Origin of the sequence: Klebsiella sp. MISC125 (assembly GCF_051131775.1) — a bacterium.
Lineage (GTDB): Bacteria > Pseudomonadota > Gammaproteobacteria > Enterobacterales > Enterobacteriaceae > Klebsiella.
In genome coordinates, this window is sequence record NZ_CP180448.1 from 3,747,472 (window position 1) to 3,761,374 (window position 13,903).

15 protein-coding genes are annotated in these 13,903 nt (G+C 51.6%); 5 read left to right on the forward strand and 10 right to left on the reverse strand.

The window, feature by feature from the left end:
- Positions 1 to 75: 75 nt before the first annotated feature.
- Complete coding sequence (locus ACMYSL_RS17780) at positions 76 to 189, forward strand: DUF2770 family protein (protein WP_434659235.1); 114 nt, start codon at positions 76 to 78, stop codon at positions 187 to 189.
- Here ACMYSL_RS17780 and ACMYSL_RS17785 read toward each other — a convergent pair.
- The gene (locus ACMYSL_RS17785; protein WP_181482709.1) at positions 175 to 1,239 is read right to left on the reverse strand and encodes a rhodanese-related sulfurtransferase; all 1,065 of its coding nucleotides are present in this window, start codon (positions 1,237 to 1,239) and stop codon (positions 175 to 177) included. The genes ACMYSL_RS17780 and ACMYSL_RS17785 overlap by 15 nt on opposite strands.
- Before the next feature lie 208 nt (positions 1,240 to 1,447).
- Between ACMYSL_RS17785 and ACMYSL_RS17790 the strand changes: the two genes are divergently transcribed.
- The 3 genes from ACMYSL_RS17790 to ACMYSL_RS17800 all read left to right on the forward strand — a co-directional run bounded on the left by ACMYSL_RS17790 (position 1,448) and on the right by ACMYSL_RS17800 (position 4,273).
- Positions 1,448 to 2,368 (forward strand): Kdo(2)-lipid IV(A) acyltransferase, encoded by a 921-nt coding sequence (locus ACMYSL_RS17790; protein WP_434659236.1) that lies wholly within the window; start codon positions 1,448 to 1,450, stop codon positions 2,366 to 2,368.
- 175 nt (positions 2,369 to 2,543) lie between these two features.
- Entirely contained in the window at positions 2,544 to 3,794 is a 1,251-nt protein-coding gene (mdtG, locus tag ACMYSL_RS17795) for a multidrug efflux MFS transporter MdtG (protein ID WP_110277092.1), read from the forward strand.
- A gap of 92 nt (positions 3,795 to 3,886) precedes the next feature.
- A complete protein-coding gene (locus ACMYSL_RS17800; RefSeq protein ID WP_110277091.1) occupies positions 3,887 to 4,273 on the forward strand; it encodes a MysB family protein in 387 nt (128 codons plus the stop codon).
- Here the strand turns inward: ACMYSL_RS17800 and ACMYSL_RS17805 are convergent, their stop codons facing one another.
- From ACMYSL_RS17805 to mdoG, 3 genes are all read right to left on the reverse strand, one after another.
- Positions 4,274 to 4,501 (reverse strand): YceK/YidQ family lipoprotein, encoded by a 228-nt coding sequence (locus ACMYSL_RS17805; protein WP_110277090.1) that lies wholly within the window; start codon positions 4,499 to 4,501, stop codon positions 4,274 to 4,276.
- Positions 4,502 to 4,567: 66 nt separating this feature from the next.
- Complete coding sequence (gene mdoH, locus ACMYSL_RS17810) at positions 4,568 to 7,096, reverse strand: glucans biosynthesis glucosyltransferase MdoH (RefSeq protein WP_434659237.1); 2,529 nt, start codon at positions 7,094 to 7,096, stop codon at positions 4,568 to 4,570.
- The gene (gene mdoG, locus ACMYSL_RS17815) at positions 7,089 to 8,642 is read right to left on the reverse strand and encodes a glucans biosynthesis protein MdoG (protein ID WP_434659238.1); all 1,554 of its coding nucleotides are present in this window, start codon (positions 8,640 to 8,642) and stop codon (positions 7,089 to 7,091) included. The genes mdoH and mdoG overlap by 8 nt, the downstream gene beginning before the upstream one ends.
- Before the next feature lie 252 nt (positions 8,643 to 8,894).
- On the opposite strand from mdoG, the gene mdoC reads away from it, so the two are divergent.
- Entirely contained in the window at positions 8,895 to 10,055 is a 1,161-nt protein-coding gene (gene mdoC / locus ACMYSL_RS17820; RefSeq protein WP_182237832.1) for a glucans biosynthesis protein MdoC, read from the forward strand.
- Positions 10,056 to 10,094: 39 nt separating this feature from the next.
- On the opposite strand, the gene ACMYSL_RS17825 is transcribed toward mdoC, so the two are convergent.
- The 6 genes from ACMYSL_RS17825 to ACMYSL_RS17850 all read right to left on the reverse strand — a co-directional run bounded on the left by ACMYSL_RS17825 (position 10,095) and on the right by ACMYSL_RS17850 (position 13,868).
- Positions 10,095 to 10,685, reverse strand: coding sequence for a TetR/AcrR family transcriptional regulator (locus tag ACMYSL_RS17825; protein ID WP_182237830.1), 591 nt, complete (start codon positions 10,683 to 10,685; stop codon positions 10,095 to 10,097).
- An 82-nt stretch (positions 10,686 to 10,767) separates the two neighbouring features.
- Positions 10,768 to 11,292, reverse strand: coding sequence for an O-acetyl-ADP-ribose deacetylase (gene ymdB / locus ACMYSL_RS17830; protein WP_182237828.1), 525 nt, complete (start codon positions 11,290 to 11,292; stop codon positions 10,768 to 10,770).
- A gap of 89 nt (positions 11,293 to 11,381) precedes the next feature.
- Positions 11,382 to 11,687, reverse strand: a complete 306-nt coding sequence (locus tag ACMYSL_RS17835) for a type 1 fimbrial protein (RefSeq protein ID WP_182237826.1) — start codon at positions 11,685 to 11,687, stop codon at positions 11,382 to 11,384.
- A 280-nt stretch (positions 11,688 to 11,967) separates the two neighbouring features.
- Positions 11,968 to 12,450, reverse strand: coding sequence for a DUF1097 domain-containing protein (locus tag ACMYSL_RS17840; RefSeq protein ID WP_182237824.1), 483 nt, complete (start codon positions 12,448 to 12,450; stop codon positions 11,968 to 11,970).
- A 103-nt stretch (positions 12,451 to 12,553) separates the two neighbouring features.
- The gene (locus ACMYSL_RS17845) at positions 12,554 to 13,108 is read right to left on the reverse strand and encodes a TorD/DmsD family molecular chaperone (RefSeq protein WP_181482718.1); all 555 of its coding nucleotides are present in this window, start codon (positions 13,106 to 13,108) and stop codon (positions 12,554 to 12,556) included.
- 22 nt (positions 13,109 to 13,130) lie between these two features.
- The gene (locus tag ACMYSL_RS17850) at positions 13,131 to 13,868 is read right to left on the reverse strand and encodes a phosphatase (protein WP_167492786.1); all 738 of its coding nucleotides are present in this window, start codon (positions 13,866 to 13,868) and stop codon (positions 13,131 to 13,133) included.
- Positions 13,869 to 13,903: the final 35 nt, after the last annotated feature.

Here is a 13,903-nt window from a genome sequence, read left to right on the forward strand (position 1 = left end):
TAGCCAACTCTGCGGTTCTGCAACCGTGCAAAAAACAACGGCCTCGATTGAGGCCGTTAATCACTGAGAGATTTTATGCGTCGCCTGTTTGAATTACTGATCAACAACGTCCGCGAGCATTTTATGATTTATCTGGCGCTGTGGCTTCTACTGGCGATTATCGATCTCATCTGGTTATGGTTTTTCTGAAGACTCAGGATCCGGGATCCCTAACCTGGTGTTCAGACGACCGCGAGATTTATTGAAGATTTTATTGCCATTTTCGCGCCCGGCGCGCAGTTTCCGCTGCTCCTCTTCCGGCAGCTTATGCTCTTCCATACAGGCTTCGCTACAGCACCCGGCAAATTTTTCCGCGCAGTCCGGGCACTGAATAAACAGCAGGTGACAGCCATCGTTCAGACAGTTGGTATGGCTATCGCAGGATGTACCGCACTGATGACAATGAGCGATCACATCGTCTGAGATCCGCTCGCCCATACGCTCATCAAAAACAAAATTCTTACCGACAAAGCGTACCGGCAGCCCCTGCTCGCGGGCGCGGCGGGCGTACTCGATAATACCGCCTTCGATATGCCAGACTTTACTGAAGCCGTTATGCTTCATCCAGGCGCTGGCTTTTTCACAGCGAATCCCGCCGGTACAGTACATAACGATCTTTTTATCTTTATGTTCCTGCATCATTTCGACGGCTTTCGGCAACTGATCGCGGAAAGTATCCGCTGGAATTTCCAGCGCATTATCAAAATGACCAACTTCGAATTCGTAATGGTTACGCATATCGATAAAGACCGCGTCTGGATCATCAAGCATCGCATTCACTTCCGCGGCCTTCAGATAATCTCCCACGTCCGAAGCATCAAACGTTGGATCATCAATACCGTCAGCGACAATACGGTCGCGAACTTTGAGGCGCAGAACCCAGAAGGATTTACCATCGTCGTCCAGGGCAATATTGAGGCGCAGGCCTTTCAGTGCCGGGTCAAAGCCATACAAAAATTCACGTAACGCATCGACTCGGCTCTGCGGAACGCTGATCTGTGCGTTAATACCCTCATGGGCCAGGTAAATGCGTCCAAAAACGTTCAATTTGGTCAGCGCTAGCCACAGCGCATCACGGGTCGCTTTCGGATCGATAATGGTGAAATACTTATAAAATGAGATCGTCGTGCGCGGCTCGGTTTCAGCCAACATTTGCGCTTTTAACGTCTCATTTGAAATGCGGTTATGTAACACTGGCATGGTGTACCTGCTCGGCATAATCAATGGGTCAATAAACGGCGGGCATCATATAGCAAACACCAACAATTTACATCCCTACATTTTGAGCTACATTTCCCTCATCCCCATTGATGACTATTAACAATAAATGCCTTCAGAGACTGTCATTTTGGCTGATGTATAAAAAAATGCGATAATAGAACGCGTTGCTTAATAAAACAGGTATGAGATGACCCATTTACCTAAATTTTCTGCAGCGTTGCTGCATCCACGTTATTGGTTACTTTGGTTTGGCGTTGGCCTGCTTTGGTTGGTCGTACAACTTCCTTATCCAGTGATTTACCGCCTTGGTACCGGGCTGGGCCACCTGGCCAGACGCCTGATGCGTCGCCGGGCTAAAATAGCCTCTCGCAATCTGGAACTCTGTTTTCCCGAAATGAGCGAGCAAGAACGCCGCCGGATGGTAGTTGCCAACTTTGAATCTGTCGGTATGGGTTTAATGGAGACCGGCATGGCCTGGTTCTGGCCAGCCAGGCGTATCGCGCGCTGGACCGATTCCATTGGCGTTGAACATATTCGGGCCGTACAGGCACAGAATCGCGGTATTCTGCTTATTGGCATCCACTTCCTGACGCTGGAGATGGGTGCGCGCATGTTCGGTATGAATGAGCCTGGTATCGGCGTCTACCGCCCAAACGACAATCCGCTTATCGACTGGCTGCAGACGTGGGGGCGATTACGTTCCAACAAAGATATGATTGACCGCAAGGATCTAAAAGGCATGATCCGCGCGCTGAAGAGAGGTGATGTGATCTGGTACGCACCGGATCACGATTACGGCCCGGCAGCCAGCGTGTTTGTTCCCTTTTTCGCGGTCGATCAGGCTGCCACAACCTCAGGAACCTGGATGCTGGCAAAAATGTCGAAAGCCTGCATTGTCCCGTTCGTACCTCGTCGCAAACCTGACGGTAAAGGTTATGAGCTGATTATGCTGCCGCCGGAATGCGATCCGCCCCTGGACGATGCCGAGACAACGGCTATCTGGATGAATAAAATCGTCGAGAAATGCATTCTGATGGCCCCAGAGCAATACATGTGGATGCACCGTCGCTTCAAGACTCGTCCACCTGGCGTCCCTTCTCGTTATTGATCCGGCAAATGCCCCGATCCCACATCTGAGCGCAGATGTAGGGATTGGCGAGCACACTCTTGACCTGTTTTAGCTTTAAAAGCTGTCGTCCATTGCGACGATCATTTCTCAGGCGCATAATTAGCAAGCTCATATTTTCAATTATTTGACCTGCTTCGCAGGTCAGTGGAATCCTATGCCCTCTGCTGATACCCCGATTAACTGGAAACGCAATCTCACCGTGACCTGGCTCGGCTGCTTTTTAACCGGCGCCGCGTTTAGCCTGGTGATGCCTTTTCTTCCTCTCTACGTTGAACAGCTCGGCGTAACCGGTCATAGCGCCCTCAACATGTGGTCGGGGATAGTCTTCAGTATCACCTTTTTATTCTCTGCAATTGCCTCACCGTTCTGGGGCGGCCTTGCTGATCGTAAAGGGCGCAAAATTATGCTTCTGCGTTCTGCGCTCGGTATGGCTATTGTCATGTTGCTGATGGGGCTGGCGCAGAATATCTGGCAATTTCTGATCTTGCGCGCGCTGTTGGGCCTGTTGGGTGGGTTCATTCCCAATGCCAATGCTCTGATAGCGACCCAAATCCCCCGGCATAAAAGCGGTTGGGCGCTGGGTACGCTGTCGACGGGCGCAGTTAGCGGCGCGCTGCTTGGGCCTCTGGCTGGCGGTTTCCTGGCCGATCACTGGGGATTGCGTACCGTTTTTTTTATGACTGCGGCTGTTCTGTTTATCTGCTTCTTGTTTACCCTATCCCTCATTCGCGAGAATTTCGTCGCGGTCAGCAAAAAAGAGATGCTCAGTGCGAAAGATGTTTTCTCTTCGCTGAAAAATCCCAAACTGGTCCTAAGCCTGTTTGTGACCTCATTAATTATCCAGGTTGCCACTGGCTCAATTGCGCCAATTCTGACGCTATATGTGCGCGATCTGGCCGGTAACGTCAGCAATATTGCGTTCATCAGCGGCATGATTGCCTCGGTACCCGGTATTGCCGCACTGCTCAGCGCCCCCAGACTAGGAAAGCTGGGCGACCGAATTGGTCCGGAAAAAATCCTGATTGTCGCCCTGGTGATTTCGGTTCTACTGTTGATACCGATGTCGTTCGTCCAGACGCCATTGCAGCTTGGGATTCTGCGTTTCCTGTTGGGTGCCGCCGACGGTGCGCTACTGCCCGCCGTACAAACGCTGCTGGTATATAACTCTACCAGCCAAATTGCCGGACGAATCTTCAGCTATAACCAATCGTTCCGCGATATTGGCAACGTGACGGGTCCATTGATTGGCGCATCGGTTTCCGCCAATTACGGTTTTCGCGCGGTCTTTTTAGTCACCGCCTGCGTGGTTCTGTTCAACGCGGTTTACTCTACCCTCACTCTGCGTCGTCCGCGTCGCGTTCCACCCACGGACGACGCGAGTTCCGGCAATCATTCAGTAAATTAATAACGCGAGGGGGGTTACCTCCCTTGACGCTTTGCCAACTGCCTTCTATAGATTGAATCGTGTTCATTTCTATTCTTCTTAGGGGGTTAGCCATGCCAAAGGATTCGATGTTCTATGCCACGCTCGAAGAAGCTATCGATGCGGCCCGCGAAGAGTTTCTTGTTAATAATCCGGATAGCGACGAAGAGAGCGCCAACGTCGAGCAATTAAATATTCAAAAATACGTGCTGCAGGATGGGGATATCGCCTGGCAAGCAGAATTTTTTGCCGATGAAGATGAGCAAGGCGAATGTCTGCCAATACTTAGCGGCCAGGCAGCACAAAGCGTTTTTGACGGTGACTATGATGAGATTGAGCTTCGTCAGGAGTGGCTGGAAGAAAATACGCTGCATGAGTGGGACGAAGGTGAATTTCAGCTCGAACCCTCTCTTGACACCGAAGAGGGCCAGGCCGCTGCCGATGAATGGGATGAACGCTAATTAATTGTAGGGGCCATGGCTGGCGTCCAGCGGCAGCAATAGCGTATCAAACACCAGCGAAAAGGGCAGATCGAGAATCGTGATATAGCGCCATGAGGAATCACGCACATCCCACTGTACGCCGGGATAATACTGGTTTCCATGTCCCTGCCCCGGCACCGTACGACTGATAATGCTACCGCAGCCGCTGAGAACCAGCGTCATGGCGATAACCAGTAAAACTCTCATCTATAACCTCTATTTTCAGGTAAAAAAATACCGGCATTTTTGCCGGTATTTTCCTTTACGTACGGCTTACTTCACTTTCAACGCCAACGGATTCAACGTCAATTGCTGGTAGGTATCCACCCACGAAGAGTATTTCTCCGGCGCGGCCCACACGCGATAGTGCAAACGCGACATTGTAACCGGGTCGCTCAGCAAAACCAGACGACGATCGCGGTTGAGTTTATCCGGCGTCTCGTTCAATGCCTGCTCAACATGACGTTCACGGGCGATATCCAGAATATGTCCATGGCGGTGACGCGCAGTTGCCATTGCCGTTGCCAATGCGTTGAATGATGGATTAAACACGGCATGCATAAAACCATCGTCCAGAGAACGCTGACGATTCAGCGTCAGGTACGTATCGGTATCTTTCAGCACCTGCGGTGGCGAATACTCTTCCGGGATCAGGAATAGCTTACAGCGCTTACTGCGCAGACCTAGCGTGGCACGGCTGGAGAGGGCCGACACGAACGGCGACAGAATCAGCGAAACCACAATCGGCGCCAGCCAGAACAGGAAACGCAGATCCAACCACGCCATACCGACCGCCCAGACCAGGCCCAGCAGCATCTGTGAACCATGGCGCATAAACGCCTCGCCCCACGGAGTCGAGTCATCATCGCGCTGCGGTGAGTTCCAGACTACTTCCCAACCGAGAAACGCACTGACCACAAACACGGTGTGGAACAGCATACGCACCGGCGCCAGCAGTACTGAGAAGAGCACTTCCAGCAGCAGCGAAAGAGTGACTCGGAGGAATCCACCGTACTCTTTCGAACCTTTGCACCATACCAGAATGATACTCAGCAGCTTCGGCAGGAACAACAGCACCATCGTTGACGCAAAAAGCGCGATAGCCAGCTCCGGACGCCACTGTGGCCAGACCGGGAACAGCTGTCGCGGCTGCAGGAAGTATTGCGGTTCGGTCAATGCATGCACCACCTGCAAAGCGGTTGAGAGCGCAAGGAACATAAACCACAACGGTGCCGACAGATAGGACATGACGCCAGTCAGGAATACCGCGCGGTGAACCGGGTGCATCCCCTTAACCAGGAACAGGCGGAAGTTCATCAGGTTTCCCTGACACCAGCGACGATCGCGCTTCAGTTCGTCCAGCAGGTTTGGCGGCAGCTCTTCATAAGAGCCAGGGAGGTCGTAGGCAATCCATACCCCCCACCCGGCACGACGCATCAATGCAGCTTCAACGAAGTCGTGCGACAGAATCGAACCTGCGAAGTTACCCTCACCAGGCAACGGTGCCAGGGCACAGTGCTCGATAAACGGTTTTACGCGAATGATAGCGTTATGGCCCCAGTAGTGCGACTCACCTAACTGCCAGAAGTGCAGGCCTGCAGTGAACAACGGGCCGTAAACGCGGGTGGCAAACTGCTGGCAGCGAGCGTAGAGCGTATCCATACCGGATGCGCGCGGCGATGACTGAATAATACCGGCATTCGGGTTCGCTTCCATCAAGCGCACCAGACCGCTCAAGCATTCACCGCTCATCACTGAGTCGGCATCCAGTACGACCATATAGCTATACTGGCTACCCCAGCGGCGGCAGAAGTCATCAATGTTGCCGCTTTTACGTTTCACGCGGCGGCGGCGGCGGCGATAGAATATTTGCCCTCCACCCTGCACTTCAGCGATCAGCTCCATCCACGCCTTTTGCTCAGCCACGCAAATATCCGGGTTGTAGCTATCGCTGAGGATATAGACGTCAAAGTGCTCAGCATTCCCGGAAGCTTTTACCGATTCCCAGGTTGCACGCAGACCAGCGAAAACACGATCAACGTCTTCGTTGCAGATAGGCATAATGAGCGCCGTGCGATGCTCCGGATTCAGCGCCTCATCCCCCACCGTCGAAGCAGAGATACTGTATTTATCACGCCCAATTAGCAGTTGCAGGAAGCCCATCAGCGCCGTCCAGAACCCAGCGGAAACCCAGCAGAAAAGCACGGCAAACAGAATCAGAATCCCCGACTGCAGCACATACGGCAGCAGTTGCATAAAGGAAATCCACAGGTTCTGCCCTACCATATCTGCCGGGTTGATCAGCGCCCAGCCCTGATAAGGCAGAATAGTTTTCATGTACCAGGTTGCCACGACGGTCTGCGCCAGCGTCAACAGCAGCAGGATGTAGCGACGAATCGAACCGACGGTACGCCATTTCTGCTCACTCTCCTGCTCTTCTTTCGTCAGACGAGAAAGATAGCGCGGGGTGACATCGCGTCCACGCAGTCGGTCCCAAAAGCGCCCGACCGGGTTAGTACGCCATGGGTCCGGGAACATAGAGGAACGTTTTGCCTTCGGCATCGCGTTCAACTGTGTACGCCCTTCGTCATCCTTCATCAACTGGTCACCGGCCAGTGAATCCGGCCAGCTGTGTTCCAGTCGTGATTTTACTGACCCCAGCGGCGAGTCATCTTCACGCTTATAGACATGATGTTCAGCGTCCAGTGCTTCATGTACGGCCTGCAGGCTGGCGTCAGGCAACGCGGCTTTTTCTGCGTCCGACAGCGGCAATGCGTCGATGTACTTCGTTATCTTATTCATTAGCAGGCAGCTGATAGCTCCAGGTTTCACTCAGCGTCTGATCGGCATTGACCAGCGCAGCGCGCATTTCCGTCGTTTTCTTCGGATCTTTTACTTTCACGCGCAGGATCATACGCCAGCCTTTAGTTACCGGGTTATAGCGCACCGTATTTTCAACGATTTCGGCGTTATCGCCGATGCTTGCCTGGGCGGTTACCGCGGTGTCGGCTGGCAGTTTTTTCATCTCAGTGCCGGTAAAATCGACGATAAAGGCGATGGTACCATCCGGCTGGCGAATCAGATTCGATTGCTTCACGTCACCAGTGGAACGACGAGTCTGCATCACATACGCGTTATCTGGCGCATGCAGTTTGTCTTCATCGCGACTGAAGGTGATGGTGTATTTGAAGTTCATCTCTTTGCCTGGCTCCGGCAATTGGTCCGGCGTCCAGTAGGTGACGATATTATCGTTGGTCTCGTCATTGGTCGGAATTTCAACCAGTTCGATTTTACCTTTACCCCATTCGCCTTTTGGCGTGATCCACGCGCTTGGACGCAGGTCGTAGCGATCGTCAAGATCCTCGAAACGAGAGAACTGGCGGCCACGCTGCAGCAGGCCAAAGCCTTGCGGGTTTTCCATCGCATAGCTGCTGACGGCCAAATGTTTTGGATTATTCAGCGGACGCCAGATCCATTCACCATTTCCGGCGAGGATAGAGAGACCGTTGGAATCATGCAGCGCCGGGCGATAGTTGGTCGTCGGAGACGGTTGGTGCGGCCCAAACAGGAACATGCTTGTCAGCGGAGCAACGCCCAGCTTGCCCACTTTGTCGCGCAGGTAGACCTTCGATTGCACATCAACAACGGTGTCGCGGCCCGGCATCACTACAAAGCGATAGGCTCCGGTTGCGCGCGGGGAATCCAGCAGTGCATAAATCGTCAGGCGTTTATCCGTGGCTTTCGGACGTTCAATCCAGAACTCACGAAAACGCGGGAATTCTTCGCCAGAAGGCAGTGCAGTATCGATAGCAAGTCCACGGGCAGAAAGCCCATAAACCTGGCCCTGTCCCAGTACGCGGAAGTAGCTTGCTCCGAGCATGCTGACAATTTCGTCGTTCTTATCTTTGCTATTGATCGGATACAGGACTTTAAAGCCAGCAAAGCCCAGGTCTTTAACCGTGTCTTTGTCGTGCTGAACATTACCAAAATTGAAATAATCCGGGTTATATTTAATTTTACGCACGCTGGTCGCAGTCACTTCATTAATGGTGACCGGCGTGTCGAAATACATCCCCTGGTGGTAAAACTCAAGCTTGAACGGGCTTTTAAGATTATTCCAATAGGCTTTATCGTGATTAAACTGAATTTGCTGATAATCCGCATACTTCATATCGCGGAAAGCAGAGGGCAGGTTACTTTTCGGCGCTTCATAGCCTTTGCCAGCTAACGTTTGAGCCTCTTTTGCGACGTCATCAATGCTGAATGCCCATGCAGATGAAGTACACAGGGACAACATTACGGCTGCGCTTAACCAACGCATTTTCATCATCTGTGGTTTATGTTTCATATAAGTAAGCACTTCCCCCTTTGTGTGCTTAAATCGATCCGATCTATTTTAATGGAAACTCGGGCAATCCGACAACATAATCCCTGCATTGTTCAGCCTGGCGGCACAGGGAATAAACAGTTCACTGTCCCACTTGCACTTTGCGTGCTTATCCTGGAGACAGATACCCAGAGTTCATGTAGGGTTGCAAAGAATTTAAAGGTTATCACGTTGAGTGATAAGACGAATTGTCTGAGAATGTAGCGAAATTGTATGAATAATACTCCAGTACAGCGTGAATATTTTTTCGATAGCATCCGCGCCTGGCTGATGCTGCTGGGAATTCCTTTTCACATCTCGCTCATCTACTCCAGCCACAGCTGGCATGTTAATAGCGTAGAACCTTCATGGTGGTTGACGTTGTTCAACGACTTCATCCATGCCTTTCGGATGCAGGTCTTCTTTGTGATTTCCGGTTATTTTTCCTACATGCTTTTTCTGCGCTATCCGCTTAAGAAATGGTGGAAAGTGCGCGTTGAGCGCGTAGGCATTCCCATGCTAACCGCCATTCCGCTACTGACCTTGCCGCAGTTTATTATGCTGCAGTACGTCAACGGCAAGGCTGGAAACTGGCATACCCTCTCAGGATATGACAAGTTTAACACCCTGGCCTGGGAATTAATTTCACATCTGTGGTTTTTACTGGTGCTGGTTGTGCTGACGACGCTAGGCATTGTGCTGTTTAAATGGCTGACCAGTCGACGTTCTGACACCGCCCCCACCTTCAGTGACACCGTCACAATGGGCCAGCTATCGATGATTTTTCTGGCGCTCGGCGTACTGTATGCGGTGATTCGTCGCACCCTGTTTATGGTTTACCCGCCTGTTCTCAGTAATGGCCTGTTCAACTTTATTGTCATGCAGACGCTTTTCTATCTGCCTTTCTTTATTCTTGGCGCCCAGACGTTTATTAACTCACGCCTGAAAGCGATGTTCACCACCTCATCACCCTGGTGCTTTGTTGGGGCGCTGCTGGGCTTTATCGCCTACCGCCTGAATCAGCAGTATGGGTCTGGCGATGGCTGGATGTATGAAACAGAATACGTCATCACCATGGTCCTTGGCCTGTGGATGGTCAACGTCGTCTTTTCCCTTGGCCACCGGTTGCTGAACTTCCAGTCCGCGCGAGTCACCTATTTCGTCAACGCGTCACTCTTTATCTATTTGGTTCACCATCCGCTGACCTTACTCTATGGCGCATGGATAACCCCGGTGATTAAATCGAATACCTTAGGGTTTATTACCGGGCTGGTCTTTGTTGTTGGGATTGCGCTGATTCTGTATGAAATCCATCTGCGGATACCGCTCCTGCGCTTCCTTTTCTCCGGGAAATTCCAACAAAAAACAGCTAAACCACAGATTTCAGCGGGTTGATAAAGTCAAAAGCTGCCGTGTATTTTGCGTTCGGCAGCTCTACTCTTTCATGAACAACAGATGAAATACGTTGCGGTAAAGCGCCTCCATCGCCGTCTTATCAACTGTCGAGGTCGTTGCCAGTTCACACCGATAGGCTGCACCTTCAGTTAAGATCGCGATAAATTCACAGGCGACATTAATTTGTTCTGCGCTCATTTCAGGATGATAGTGTCGGGTCAGTCGCCCACCCTCTTCTTTCAGACGACGATCGGCTTGATGCATAATTTCGCGCAGGCGGGGATTTCTGGATGCTTCCGCGTTAATTTCCATCAACAGATAATTATCAGTCTTTGTGTCATCGGTCGCTGGGATCACGCCGGCTAAAACTGAGGCCATCCGGACCAAATCATGGTTTCCGTCCACCATCTCGCCAACCCTGGCATTGACTATTTCACTGACGATCGCTTCAACGATCTCTTCTTTACTGGCAAAGATACGATACAACTGCCCTACGCTCAGACCAGCCTGACGCGCAATGTCCGCAACGGAGGCGCCATGCAGTCCCTTTTCCGCCAAACATTTCTGTGCTGCAGCCACAATTTCCGCACGGCGAATCTGTTGTTTATGCAGTACTTTCCCTTCAACCACGCGTAAATCTCCAGTGATGATAATTTCCTGCGAATGCGGGAAACTATCATATCTTATTCCTGCAAGGGATCTGTATAACGAACTACTGCGTCTGAAGCAATCGGGTATAAATGCCAGCCGTTTCAGCATCGAAACAGACAAAAATGACGCGTTCCAGAGGGTTGTAGCGAGTGAGAAACGCATTTACCGTGCGTACGGCAATTTCTGCCGCAGCCTCTTTAGGATACCCATAAACGCCAGTGCTGATAGCGGGAAATGCAATTGAGCGATAGTTATTTGCTGAAGCCAATAGCAGGCTATTTTTATAAGCATCTGCCAGCAACTCTGCCTCCTGCCGGTCGCCGCCGTGCCAAATTGGCCCTACGGTGTGAATGACCGCGCTGGCAGGTAGATTTCCCGCGACGGTAATGACTGCATGACCTGGTGGGCATTCTCCCTGCTGTTGAAGAACGATTTTACAGGCAGCCAGCAGTTCAGGGCCGGCAGCGCGATGAATCGCGCCGTCTACCCCACCGCCGCCAAGCAATGAAGGGTTTGCGGCGTTGACGATAACATCGACCGCGAGCGTTGTAATGTCGCCGAGAATAACCTCAGGTTGAACAGCCATTTCTCCTCCTGTCGGCATACGTCTAAGGATAAATACTTGAGGATAATATGGCATGATAGCCCCCGGGACGAAAGCCTGGGGGCTAGTTGTTACCGATAATCGACGTCCAGAATAGCGAGGGTACGTTGCGGGTTAATGTATCTTAACTGCGCCGAGCGGATGTTTTCGTTGTGAATATTTCCTTTTTCAAGCTGCTGAGCTGATATCCGTACCGTCTTCGCCCGTGGGCAATCCATAACAACCTGATTGTCTGTTGCATTGAGTTGGCAAGGTGCTTCTACAACCTGCCCGTAGAAATGGATGACGCCAGCCTGCACCTGCTCCGCCATGGCCGGGCTAAATAACGTGGGCAAAACACATAAAGCAGCAACTAACGCGCATTGATATTTTTTCATGATAAAACTCCTCGGCATATCTGCATAGCTATCAAAAAGCACAAGCCATCCATGAGTGCATCGAGTCACATCCACTTACAACTAACGCATTTATATTAACAAAACAAAAACAAATTAATTTCATTTATAGCAATATTGTTAACAAAATCGATTCACTGACTGACGGTACAGTGACTCAAGAACGTGTAGACGGGAGGGAGGTTTAATGAAAGGAATTCCGGACACAAAAAAACAGGACCTGAAGCCCTGTTTTAAGGTAAAGCGTGTGGTTTATACGTGATTAGCTGTTTTCGTTAGCCAGTGCTTTATTTTTCGCGGCTCGCGCCGCCAGCCACAGTCCGCTATTTTTCATAGCGTAGCCAAAGACCAGGCCCAATGCCAACGAAGGTACCGCCAAACGCCAGTCGCCGTTGGTCGCAAACGTCGCGCATGCACCAATAAACGTACCGGGTACGAAGGAGAGCAGCAGCTGACGCGCCTGTATGCACATCAGAAACGCCACGATACCTGTCATCACATAGCTCAGGATTTCCAACTGCGGCGCCAGCGCGCTGCCATAAATAATCACCAGCGCCCATATCACGCCGCTCATGACCGTACAGGTGGAAATGAGCAGCCCTTTTAACCCACCTTGCGGACAGGCAAAGTAAGCGGTGCAGCCGAGGAAACCCGCCCAGCTCAGCAGGCCAAGTGCGACAGCCACCCATCCCCAAATTCCGGAGAGAATGCCAGTCGTTAATGCGATTGCGAAGAGTATGTTCATAGTGCGCATCATAGCAGATACGCACCTGGCAAATGCGACATAGAACACATTATGTGAGATGTGTAATTTTGCGTTGCATTAAATTTGTGATTTAAATCACAAATTATTGCTCATTTTCTTCCTGCAGTTCATCCCACATTGCAGAGAGAGCTTCGCGGGTCAGCGGCGCCATAGTACGCCAGAATGGCGTAGTCGCATGCGCTTCAACTTTACCAAGGAAGGCCCCACACCATGGCAGAATGTAATCGGCAAACAGCGTTTCCAGAGTCTCGCTTTCATCCTCAGTGGCATGATCTTCCAGCCATGAGGCAGCCAACAGCAGCGATCCGATATGATCCGTTGCGCTTTCTCCGGTTGGGATCCCGTGTGCACTCAGAAAACCACGAACTTCAGCTTCTGTCGCCCCTTCCACCCATGCGCTACGGTAAGGCGCAACGCTGCACTCTTCACCAACAAACAGGGCATTATATTCGGCGGCCAGCGACTGCATATCACAACTCTTTTGCAGACGCTCCAGCAGCTCATCCTGCTCCAGCGGCCAGCTCGCCGCCAGCTTCCCTTCACGAATAAGGGTAAATAGCGGGACCAGCAGCGGGTCCTGCGGCTGACGGTTGTACAGTGAACCCAGCACGCGGCAGAGGATAGAAAACTCGTTCATTCATTTCTTCCAGTTATTCAAATTAAAGTTCAGCAAATTCAGGGATCGCCGCCATTCCTCGTGATTCAAGGAAATCAAGCATACGCCGGGGTGTCACGTTAAGGATGCGATCCTCCGGGAAATCAACGGCATCAAGGATCTTACGGCATTCGGTAAATTCGCCCAGCGTGAATGCGGTATGGGAATCCGACCCCAGCGCAACCCAACCGCCGGCATCACGCACGGCCTGCGCGACGGCACGGCAATTATCTTCACTTCCAATGCGCGATGAGACAAAAGATGAGTTATTGATCTCCAGCGCAACATGGTATTTCGCCGCCGCAGCAGCAATGGCCGGGATATCAACGGGGAATTTGGGATTACCGGGATGACTAATAATATGCACTGCGCCGCTGGCCATGGTGGCGATCATCGCCTCCGTATGAGTCGCTTTATCCTGAGGCGGGAACACCGGCTCGTGGAAACCTGCAATAATCAGGTCCAGAGAGGTGAGCATTGGCCCAGTACAGTCTATTTCGCCCTGTGTATTTTTGATGTTGGCTTCAATGCCGCGCAGAATGCCAATGCCGTCCACCAGCCGCGGCCAGATGCGCATGTTAATGAAATGCCAGTAATGTGGCGCATCAGCCATGTCAGGGCCATGGTCGGTAATGGCAAAGAGTTTGATCCCCTTGCGCTTTGCTTCGGCAATATAATCGTGCAGGGTACTGTAAGCGTGGGTGCTGGCAATGGTATGCATGTGCAGGTCAACAGGATACATCACATTCTCCTTCTCTGTTTGTGGCAAGAATAGCA

Coding starts and splice junctions, on each gene's coding strand:
- ACMYSL_RS17840 (WP_182237824.1), bottom strand. CDS start 12,450: ATGAACATACTCTTCGCAATCGCATTAACGACTGGCATTCTCTCCGGA.
- mdoC (WP_182237832.1), top strand. CDS start 8,895: ATGAATAATACTCCAGTACAGCGTGAATATTTTTTCGATAGCATCCGC.
- ACMYSL_RS17850 (WP_167492786.1), bottom strand. CDS start 13,868: ATGTATCCTGTTGACCTGCACATGCATACCATTGCCAGCACCCACGCT.
- ACMYSL_RS17835 (WP_182237826.1), bottom strand. CDS start 11,687: ATGAAAAAATATCAATGCGCGTTAGTTGCTGCTTTATGTGTTTTGCCC.
- ACMYSL_RS17780 (WP_434659235.1), top strand. CDS start 76: ATGCGTCGCCTGTTTGAATTACTGATCAACAACGTCCGCGAGCATTTT.
- mdtG (WP_110277092.1), top strand. CDS start 2,544: ATGCCCTCTGCTGATACCCCGATTAACTGGAAACGCAATCTCACCGTG.
- mdoG (WP_434659238.1), bottom strand. CDS start 8,642: ATGAAACATAAACCACAGATGATGAAAATGCGTTGGTTAAGCGCAGCC.
- ACMYSL_RS17800 (WP_110277091.1), top strand. CDS start 3,887: ATGCCAAAGGATTCGATGTTCTATGCCACGCTCGAAGAAGCTATCGAT.
- ACMYSL_RS17805 (WP_110277090.1), bottom strand. CDS start 4,501: ATGAGAGTTTTACTGGTTATCGCCATGACGCTGGTTCTCAGCGGCTGC.
- mdoH (WP_434659237.1), bottom strand. CDS start 7,096: ATGAATAAGATAACGAAGTACATCGACGCATTGCCGCTGTCGGACGCA.
- ACMYSL_RS17790 (WP_434659236.1), top strand. CDS start 1,448: ATGACCCATTTACCTAAATTTTCTGCAGCGTTGCTGCATCCACGTTAT.
- ACMYSL_RS17845 (WP_181482718.1), bottom strand. CDS start 13,108: ATGAACGAGTTTTCTATCCTCTGCCGCGTGCTGGGTTCACTGTACAAC.
- ymdB (WP_182237828.1), bottom strand. CDS start 11,292: ATGGCTGTTCAACCTGAGGTTATTCTCGGCGACATTACAACGCTCGCG.
- ACMYSL_RS17785 (WP_181482709.1), bottom strand. CDS start 1,239: ATGCCAGTGTTACATAACCGCATTTCAAATGAGACGTTAAAAGCGCAA.